Source organism: Gaiella sp. (assembly GCF_057140465.1).
In genome coordinates this window covers 1-8,522 of the sequence record NZ_DBNHWK010000009.1, presented here as the reverse complement: position 1 = coordinate 8,522, position 8,522 = coordinate 1, and the positions used below count along the sequence as shown (strand labels likewise).

The following is an 8,522-nucleotide window of genomic DNA, read 5'->3' as shown; positions in this document are numbered from 1 at the left end:
CGGACGCCGGGAGGATCAGGCCTGCGCGGGTTTCGGTTTCGTCGCTGACGGGCTGCACGACGAGGTACTCGTCGAGCGGCTCGAGCGTCATGTCGATGCGCTGGGTGTCCTCCATCGGCACAGCGTACTCGGCTCGGGCGCTGCCGGTCCCCTCACATGCGGCCGGCGTCGATGATGCGTTGCAGGAACTGTCGCGTTCGCTCCTCGCGCGGTGCCCCGAAGATCTGCTCGGGCGGCCCTTCCTCGAGGATCCGTCCTTCGTGGAGGAAGCAGACGCGGTTCGCGACGTCGCGTGCGAACCCCATCTCGTGGGTGGCGATCAGCATCGTCATCCCGCCGGTCGCGAGCTCGCGGATCACGTCGAGCACCTCGGCGACGAGCTCCGGGTCGAGCGCGCTCGTCACCTCGTCGAGGAGCAGCAGGCGCGGCTGCATCGCGAGCGCGCGCACGATCGCGACGCGTTGCTGCTGGCCGCCGGAGAGACGATCGGGGTAGTCGTTGCGCTTGTCGGCGAGCCCGAAGCGGTCGAGCAGCGCGTCCGCCTCGGCGTCGGCCTCCGAGCGCGCCTTGCCGAGCGCCTTCCGCGGGCCGAGGGTGACGTTGCCGAGCACCGTCTTGTGCGGGAAGAGGTTGAACGATTGGAAGACGATCCCGATCCCGCGGCGGACGCGGTTCGCGTCCACGCCGCGACCCGTGATCTCGTCGCCGCCGACGACGATCCGTCCCGCGTCGATCGGCTCGAGGAGGTTGATGCAGCGCAGGAGCGTCGACTTGCCCGAGCCCGACGCGCCGATCAGGCAGACGACCTCGTGCTCGGCGACGGCGAGGTCGACGCCGCGCAGCACCTCCAGCTTGTCGAACGACTTGTGCACCCCCTCGATCGTGACGGCGCTCCCCGGCGCGGTCATGCGAGCCTCCCCGCCTGCTGCCGCTTGCGGTCGCGCGCGACGAGCCAGTCGGTGAAGCGCGCGAGCGGGATCGTGATGAGCACGAAGAGGGTGGCGGCGACGAGGTAGAAGGTGCCGTTGAACGTCGCGGCCTGGTTGATCTGCGTCATGCGGAACGCCTCGACGACGCCGAGCGCGCCGACGAGCGCCGTGTCCTTCTGGAGCCCGATGAAGTCGTTGAGCAGCGGCGGGATCACCCGCCGCACCGCCTGCGGGAGGATCACCGAGCGCAGCGCCTGGCCGCGGGTCAGCCCGAGCGAGCGCGCCGCCGCCTCCTGGCTCGGGTGCACCGACTCGATCCCCGCGCGGTACACCTCCGACACGTACGCGGAGTAGACGAGGATCAGCGCCACCGCGGCCCAGAAGAACTGCGACTGCGGGATCCACTCGAGGCCCAGCGCGGGCATCCCGAAGCCGAGCATGAAGATGACGAGGATCGTCGGGATCCCGCGGAACAAATCCGCGTAGATCGTGGCCACGGCGCGGAGGGGGAAGAAGACGGGGCCCGGGAGGCTGCGCAGCACGGCGATCAGCAGCGCGGCCGGGAGGATGAAGGCCTCGGCGACGAGGAACAGCTTGACGTTGACGAGGAACGCGTCGGCGATCTCCGGGAACGACTCCCGGTAGTAGTCCCAGTCGAAGAAGTACGCCTTGAACGATTCCCACCCGGGCGAGCTCGTGACGACGAGCACGACGACGGCGAGGAAGACGACCGTCGAGAGAACGGCGATCCCGACCGTCCGCGCCTCCTTCGAGACGCGGACGGCCGGTCCGCCCAGGATCCGGGAGCGTCGGTCGCCGGTCAGCGCGCTACTTCAGGTCCGGCGCGCCGGCCCGCGCCAGGTACAGGCGCTGGAGCCGCTTGATCGTGCCGTTGCGCCAGAGGTTGTTGAGCGCCTTGTTCACGCACTTCTTGAGCGGGTTGCCCTTCTCGAAGACCATCCCGAAGCGCTCCTTCGTGCCCCGCGTCGGCAGCTTGCCGACGATCGTGCCGTCGTCGAGCTGCACCGCGATGACGTAGAACGCGGTCGGGAGGTCGACGACGATGCCGTCGATCTGGCCGTTCTTCAGGGCCTGGATCGCCGCGTCGTTCGTGTCGTAGACGAGCGGCTTCGAGCTCGGCTTGATGTAGTCGACGATGTACTTGTAGCTCGTCGTGCCGAGCTGGGCACCGAGCCGGTAGCGCTTGAGGCCCGCGATCGTCTTCACCTTCGCGATCGACGTGCCGCTGCGGCCGACGACCGACTGGTTGACGAAGTAGTAGGCGTTCGAGAAGTCGACCGCCTGGGCGCGCTCAGGCAGGTACGAGACCTGCGTGATGTAGAAGTCGAAGGGCTTCTTCCCGGGCCGGTACGAGTTGTTGAACGGGACGACCGTCCACTTCACCTGCTTCTTGAGGAAGCCGAGCTGCCGGGCGACCGCGTACGCGACGGCGGACTCGTAGCCCTTGCCGTTGTACGGGTCGGACACCTTCCACGGCTTCGTCGGCTTCTCGGCGAAACCGAACCAGGGCGGGTAGGCGGGATTGTCGGCGCCGACGGTGAGCATGCCGGCGGAGACGAGGTCGAGGCTGGCCTTCGCGCAGCCCGGGATCGCGGTCCCGGCGGTCTGCGCGGTGCGGGCCCCGGTCGCCGTGGCGGCGAGGACGAGCGTCGCGCCGGCGACGAGCATGACGAGTGCGATGAGTGCCTTGCGCATGGGGTGATCCACTCCTCGGACGACGGTGGGCACGGCGAGCGCGAGGCTACCACACCACAGGGCAACACTTCACTTTGGAAAGCGCCGTCCACGACGGCACCGACGGCGGGTCTCACGGAGCCCGGCCGCGAACGAGGAGGCGCTCGCGGGCTCCGCCCGGTCGGGCACAGCACCGCGGGCGGGTACGGTGCCGGCATGGCCGACCCGCCCGCCGTCGAGCTCGAGGTCGGCGGGCGCCTCGTCCGGGTGTCGAACCCCGACAAGGTGCTCTTCCCCGCGGCGGGGCACACGAAGCTCGACCTCGCGCAGTACTACCTGTCCGTCGCCGACGGCATCGTGCGTGCGCTGTACGAGCGGCCGACACAGCTGCGGCGCTTCCCGGACGGCATCGAAGGCGAGCAGATCTACCAGAAGCGCGTTCCGCAGAAGCGCCCGGAGTGGGTCGAGGCGGTACGCGTCACGTTCCCCTCGGGGCGCCACGCGGACGAGCTCTGCGTCACCGAGCCGGCGCAGGTCGTGTGGGCGGCGAACCTCGCCGTGATCGACTTCCACCCGTGGCCGTCGCGGCGGGCCGACACCGAGCACCCGGACGAGCTGCGGATCGACATCGACCCCCAGCCCGGGACGACGTTCGCCGACGGCAAGCGCGTGGCGGCGGTCGTGCACGAGGCGCTCGAGGAGGTCGGGTACACGGGGTGGCCGAAGACGTCGGGGAACCGCGGGATCCACGTCGCCTGCCGGATCGAGCCCCGCTGGGAGTTCCCCGTCGTCCGTCGAGCGGCGCTCGCCTTCGCGCGGGAGGTCGAGCGGCGGGCGCCGACGCTCGTGACCACCGCCTGGTGGAAGGAGGAGCGCGGCGAGCGCGTCTTCATCGACTACAACCAGAACGCGCGCGACCGCACGATCGCGTCCGCCTACTCGGTGCGCCCGCGGCCCGACGCGACCGTCTCCGCGCCCGTGACGTGGGACGAGCTGCCCGACGTGGAGACCGAGGACTTCACGATGGCGACGATGCCGGCCCGGTTCGCCGAGCGCGGTGACGTCCAGGCCGGGATCGACGACGCGGTGTGCGACCTCCGCGTGCTCCTCGAGTGGGTCGAGCGCGACGAGCGCGAGGGCCTCGGTGAGGCCCCGTACCCGCCGAACTTCCCGAAGATGCCCGGCGAGCCGCCGCGCGTGCAGCCCTCGCGCGCGAAGCGGAAGCCGTCGGGGTAGGACGGCGGCGAACGTCGCCGCGGGCCGTCACGGGGCGAGCAGCCGCGTGACCGTGTCGTCGGCCGCTCGTGGGGGCCGGAGCTCGCGCCAGGTGCAGGCGGCGGGGTCCTTGTCGGGGCGGAAGCGCAGGAGCTTCGTGCCGTGGCGGAACCTCCGGCCCTGCACCTTGTCGTAGCGCACCTCGACGACGAGCTCGGGCCGGAGGGCGGCCTCCTCGAGCTCACCGCCGCCCCAGCGGCTCGGCTCCGAGAGCCGCCGCTCCGGCGCCTCGTCGAGCAGCGGCAGGAGACGCGCGGCGACCTCGTCGTGGCGTGCGGGCGCGACGGCGCAGGTGCCCACGACGTCGAGTGCGCCGTCGTCGTCGTAGAGCCCGAGCAGGAGCGTCGCGATCCGGTCGGGCCGCGACTTCCAGCGCAGCCCCGCGACCACGCAGTCCGCCGTCTTCTCGGGCTTCACCTTGCACACCGCCTCGCGCGAGCCCGGGCGATACGGGGCGTCGAGCCGTTTCGCGACGACGCCGTCGAGCCCGATCGTCTCGAAGCGGTCGAGCCAGGCGAGCGCCTCGTCGCGGTCGGTCGTCGTGGGGGACAGCGTGAGGGCGCCCGCGCGACCCTCGAGGGCTGCGCGTCGCTCGGCGAGCGGGCGGTCGGCGAACGACTCCCCGTCCCAGGCGAGCAGGTCGAAGACGACGAAGCTCGCCGGGATCTCGCCCGAGAGCCTGCGGATGCGGCTCTCCGCCGGGTGGAGGCGCGCCTGCATCGCGTCGAAGTCGAGGGCCCCGTCCCGGACGATCACGATCTCGCCGTCGAGGGCCGACCAGGGAGCCAGGAGATCGCCGAGCGGTCGGAGCTCGGGGAAGTAGCGGAGCAGCGGTCGCGCGTTCCGCGACCAGAGGCGCAGCTCCCCCGAGGCGTTCTCGAGGATCCCGCGAAAGCCGTCCCACTTCGGCTCGTACTGCCACCCGTCGCCCTCGGGCAGGTCGCGGACGAGCTGCGCCTCCATCGGCGGGAACGGGACGAGCGGGTCGAGGTCGGCCGGGCGCTCGGCCGGCCCGGACGTACGGCGGGCACGGGCCATGGCGGCAAGCTACTAGGCTCTGCGTCCCATGCGCCGCATCGCCGTCACCGGCCTCGGAGCCGTCACTCCCCTCGGGCTCGACGCGCGCTCGACGTGGGAGGCGGCGGTCGAGGGTCGATCGGGCGTCGACTGGATCCAGGCCTTCGACCCGAGCGACTTCCCCGTGCGGATCGCCGCCGAGGTGAAGGGGTTCGACCCCGAGTCGGTCGTCGAGCGGAAGGAGGCGCGACGGCTCGAGCGGAACGTGCTGCTCGCGGTGGGCGCGGCGCGCGAGGCGTGGGACGACGCCGACGTCGGCGCGATCGACCCGGAGCGCGTGGGGATCCTCTTCGGCTCGGCGATCGGCGGCGTCCCCGGGATCGTCGCCCAGGCGGACGTCCTGCGCGAGCGTGGATGGGAGCGGGTGTCGCCGTTCTTCCTTCCGAACGTGCTCGTCGACTCGGCGAGCGGGCAGATCGCGATCGAGCTCGGGCTGCGCGGGCCGAACTTCGCGCCGGTGTCGGCGTGTGCGACCGGGTCTCACGCCGTCGGGGAGGCCGCGGAGACGATCCGGCGCGGCGACGCCGACGTCGTCCTCGCCGGCGGCACGGAGTCGTGCATCCATCCGCTGATCCTCGCGGGCTTCTGCGCGATGCGCGGGCTCGTGGCGGAGGAGCACGACCCGACGCGCGCCTCGCGCCCCTTCGACGCCACCCGCGCCGGCTTCGTGATCGGAGAGGGCGCGTGCGTGCTCCTGCTGGAGGAGATGGAGCGGGCGGTTGGGCGTGGCGCGCGGATCTACGCCGAGGTGCTCGGCTACGGCGCCTCGAACGACGCGCATCACATGGCGCAGCCGGAGCCGGAGGCGGCGGGAGTGGCAGCGATGATCCGGATGGCGTTGCGCCGGGCGGGAGTGCGCCCGGAGGACGTCGGCTACGTCAACGCCCACGGCACGTCGACGCCGCTCGGCGACGCCGCCGAGACGCGCGCGCTGAAGCAGGTGTTCGGCGAGCATGCGTATGCGATCGCCGTGTCGTCGACGAAGTCGGTGACCGGCCACTGCTTCGGGGCGGCGGGTGCGATCGAGGCGATGATGTGCACGCTCGCGCTGCACGAGGGCGTGCTCCCGCCGACGATCAACTACCGGACACCGGATCCCGACTGCGACCTCGACTACGTGCCGAACGAGGCGCGGCGGGCGCAGGTCGACGTCGCGCTGTCGAACGCGATGGGGCTCGGCGGGCACAACGGCTGCGTCGTGCTCGGCCGCGCGGGCTGACGCATCGGCGGTCTCAGGGGGCGCCGGGTCGTCGCCGACCGTGCCGCGAAGTCGGCGCGAACTCGGCACTTGGGGGGCTCGTTTCGGGGGGTCGCGACGGGGTACGCTCGCAGCGGGGAGGAGGATGGTGGCCCCGGGGAGCTAGCGTTCGGACACGGCCTCTCCGGACACGGCCTCGACGGTCAGGTCGTCGAGCGACGCGAGAACGAGGTCGGCATGGGCGAGCGCCGTGTCCGACGGCGGGTAGTGCCGGTTGGGGAACGCGAGCACGCGCATGCCCGCTGCGTGTGCGGAGCGGATGCCGCTCTCCGAGTCCTCGACTGCGGCGCACTGAGCCGGCTCGACGCCCAGGCGTCGCGCGGCCTCCAGGTAGACGTCCGGCGCCGGCTTCCCACGCGCGACCTCCTCCGACGAGACGGTCGTCGCAAACGAAGCCGTGAGACCCGCGGTGGCGAGCACGGCGTCGATCAGGGGCCGGTTGGACGACGACGCGACCGCGAGCGCGAAGCCGGCGTCACGCATCCGTGCGACCGCGTCGACGGCCCCGTGCACGAGCGGGAGCTCCCTTCGGTACCGGTCGAGCATCCGCCGCACGACCTCGCGGTTGATCTCCTCGGGCGCTCGGGGCAGGCCGACGACCTCGTGGAGGTATCGCGACCACTCGGGCGAGCTCATCCCCATCATCGCGCGCTGCGCCTCCGGCGTGTAGCGACCGCCCCACTCGCGGGTGAGCTGCTCGCGCACCTCGTCCCACACGTGCTCGGTGTCCACGACGACACCGTCGAGGTCGAAGACCACCGCCCGGATCACGCCGGCCATGCTACGGCCGCCGGTCGGCGGACGCGTCAGACCGGCTTGCAGAGGCTGTCGCCCGCGTACAGGGTCCGTTGCAGGCTGTGCAGCTCGAGATCGAGTGCCCGGTCGTAGGCACCGAGCGGCGTTCCCTCCCACATCACGTCCGGCGTCACGCCGGGCCCGATCACCGTCGCCCGGTATCGCTCGCCCTTGCCCTGGGGCCGGCGGTCCGTCGCCGGGTAGCCGGGGTAGGGGTCGTGCTCGTAGAACCCGTAGCAGAAGACGCCCGTCCCCTTGTGGGAGAGGAAGCTGTTCTCGCGCCGCCACCCGGTCCCGTACGCGGAGTTGAACGTGTCGACGTAGATGTTGCGCCCGAAGCCGTCGAGCGGCGAACCCTTCGCGGTCGCCCCGAACCCGTACATCGGCCTGCCGAGGTACGTGAACCGCCCGAAGAGGTGGTCGAAGCGCCTGCTGTAGGCCCAGTTCGGCCAGATCTCCAGCTTCGCGAGCTCCGTGCGCCAATGGCTGAGGCGGAGCTCCCATGCCGCCTGCAGCGGCTTCCACGGCTCGAAGCCGAGGTTCGGGAGGCCGCGCTGCCAGGACTGCAGCGCCCAGTGGCTGCCGTCGGGCGCCGTGCATCCGGTCACGAACCAGGCGAGCGCGGGGCCGCGGTACGGCCCGCACACGTTGCGAAAGCCCTTCGAGACGTCGCGCCGGTACGTGCCCCAGCCGCCGGCGTAATCGAGCCTGAACGACACCTGCTTCACGCCGGGGGCCGGGTGCCGCGCATCGATCGCCCCCCAGGCGAGAAGCTTCACGCGCTTCCCCTTGGTCGCATACCGGATCAGCGCCTGGCCCTTCGCGTTGACCTGGAGACGCACGCTCGTCGCGTCGCGGGCGATCAGCTCGGACGCACTCGCCGAGGCGGGGAGGAGGAGCGTCGCGAGCACGCCGAGTATCAGCAGCCGTCGCCGCATACGACGGGAATCGTCCGACCTGTGGGGCACGTCGACCCCTCGATCGAGGGTCGACCCCGACGAGCGCGACCGTTCGACACGAGGCCGGGCCGCGAGACATTCGCGACCCGATCCGGGCTCGAGTCGAGTCGGGACCCGTGGGCCTTCACGGGATACGGGAGGAGATCCTGTGCTCATCGATCGGCTAGTGTCGCAGTGTGGACACGTCGTCGGTTCTCGGGCGTCGTGAACGGCATCGAAGACGTCCTCGCGAGGAAGGTCGCCTCGAGGCGGTGTGTCGGCGAGAGTCGCCGCGTTGACGCCGACAGTGTCCCGGCTCCACGTCACGTACGCATTCCCGTTCACGTATCCCTCCCCGTGGGCGGCGCAGGTACAGATCATCCGGACCTGCCGGGCTCTGTGCGAACTGGGGGCTGCAACGTCTGTGGTCATGGCCGATCTGGCTGCTCCCGAGGACGAGTGCCTCGCTGCACACGGCGTTTCACCTCACCCGTTGCTCGAGTTGGTTCCTGTCTCGTGGTCGTCGAGGGGCCGTGCCCGCCGGGCGGAGCTGTT

8 protein-coding genes are annotated in these 8,522 nt (G+C 71.4%); 2 read left to right on the top strand and 6 right to left on the bottom strand.

Annotated features, from left to right (window positions below; translation table 11 throughout):
* Positions 1-152 precede the first annotated feature (152 nt).
* The 3 genes from AC162C_RS00875 to AC162C_RS00865 all read right to left on the bottom strand — a co-directional run bounded on the left by AC162C_RS00875 (position 153) and on the right by AC162C_RS00865 (position 2,645).
* On the bottom strand, positions 153-908 hold the full coding sequence (locus AC162C_RS00875; protein ID WP_484095899.1) for an amino acid ABC transporter ATP-binding protein: 756 nt from the start codon (positions 906-908) through the stop codon (positions 153-155).
* A complete protein-coding gene (locus AC162C_RS00870) occupies positions 905-1,639 on the bottom strand; it encodes an amino acid ABC transporter permease (protein ID WP_484095898.1) in 735 nt (244 codons plus the stop codon). Before AC162C_RS00870 ends, AC162C_RS00875 begins: the two co-directional genes overlap by 4 nt.
* Positions 1,640-1,757: 118 nt before the next feature.
* Positions 1,758-2,645: an ABC transporter substrate-binding protein gene (locus tag AC162C_RS00865; RefSeq protein ID WP_484095897.1), complete on the bottom strand. Its 888-nt coding sequence runs from the start codon at positions 2,643-2,645 to the stop codon at positions 1,758-1,760.
* A gap of 195 nt (positions 2,646-2,840) precedes the next feature.
* On the opposite strand from AC162C_RS00865, the gene ligD reads away from it, so the two are divergent.
* Positions 2,841-3,860, top strand: a complete 1,020-nt coding sequence (ligD, locus tag AC162C_RS00860; RefSeq protein WP_484095896.1) for a non-homologous end-joining DNA ligase — start codon at positions 2,841-2,843, stop codon at positions 3,858-3,860.
* A 27-nt stretch (positions 3,861-3,887) separates the two neighbouring features.
* Here the strand turns inward: ligD and AC162C_RS00855 are convergent, their stop codons facing one another.
* Complete coding sequence (locus tag AC162C_RS00855) at positions 3,888-4,937, bottom strand: ATP-dependent DNA ligase (RefSeq protein ID WP_484095895.1); 1,050 nt, start codon at positions 4,935-4,937, stop codon at positions 3,888-3,890.
* Positions 4,938-4,965: 28 nt separating this feature from the next.
* On the opposite strand from AC162C_RS00855, the gene fabF reads away from it, so the two are divergent.
* Positions 4,966-6,195 (top strand): beta-ketoacyl-ACP synthase II, encoded by a 1,230-nt coding sequence (fabF, locus tag AC162C_RS00850; RefSeq protein ID WP_484095894.1) that lies wholly within the window; start codon positions 4,966-4,968, stop codon positions 6,193-6,195.
* Between the two features lie 141 nt (positions 6,196-6,336).
* Here the strand turns inward: fabF and AC162C_RS00845 are convergent, their stop codons facing one another.
* Together AC162C_RS00845 and AC162C_RS00840 are read right to left on the bottom strand one after the other, a co-directional pair.
* Positions 6,337-7,014: an HAD family hydrolase gene (locus AC162C_RS00845; protein ID WP_484095893.1), complete on the bottom strand. Its 678-nt coding sequence runs from the start codon at positions 7,012-7,014 to the stop codon at positions 6,337-6,339.
* Between the two features lie 26 nt (positions 7,015-7,040).
* Positions 7,041-7,967, bottom strand: coding sequence for a hypothetical protein (locus AC162C_RS00840; RefSeq protein ID WP_484095892.1), 927 nt, complete (start codon positions 7,965-7,967; stop codon positions 7,041-7,043).
* Between the last annotated feature and the right edge of the window lie 555 nt (positions 7,968-8,522).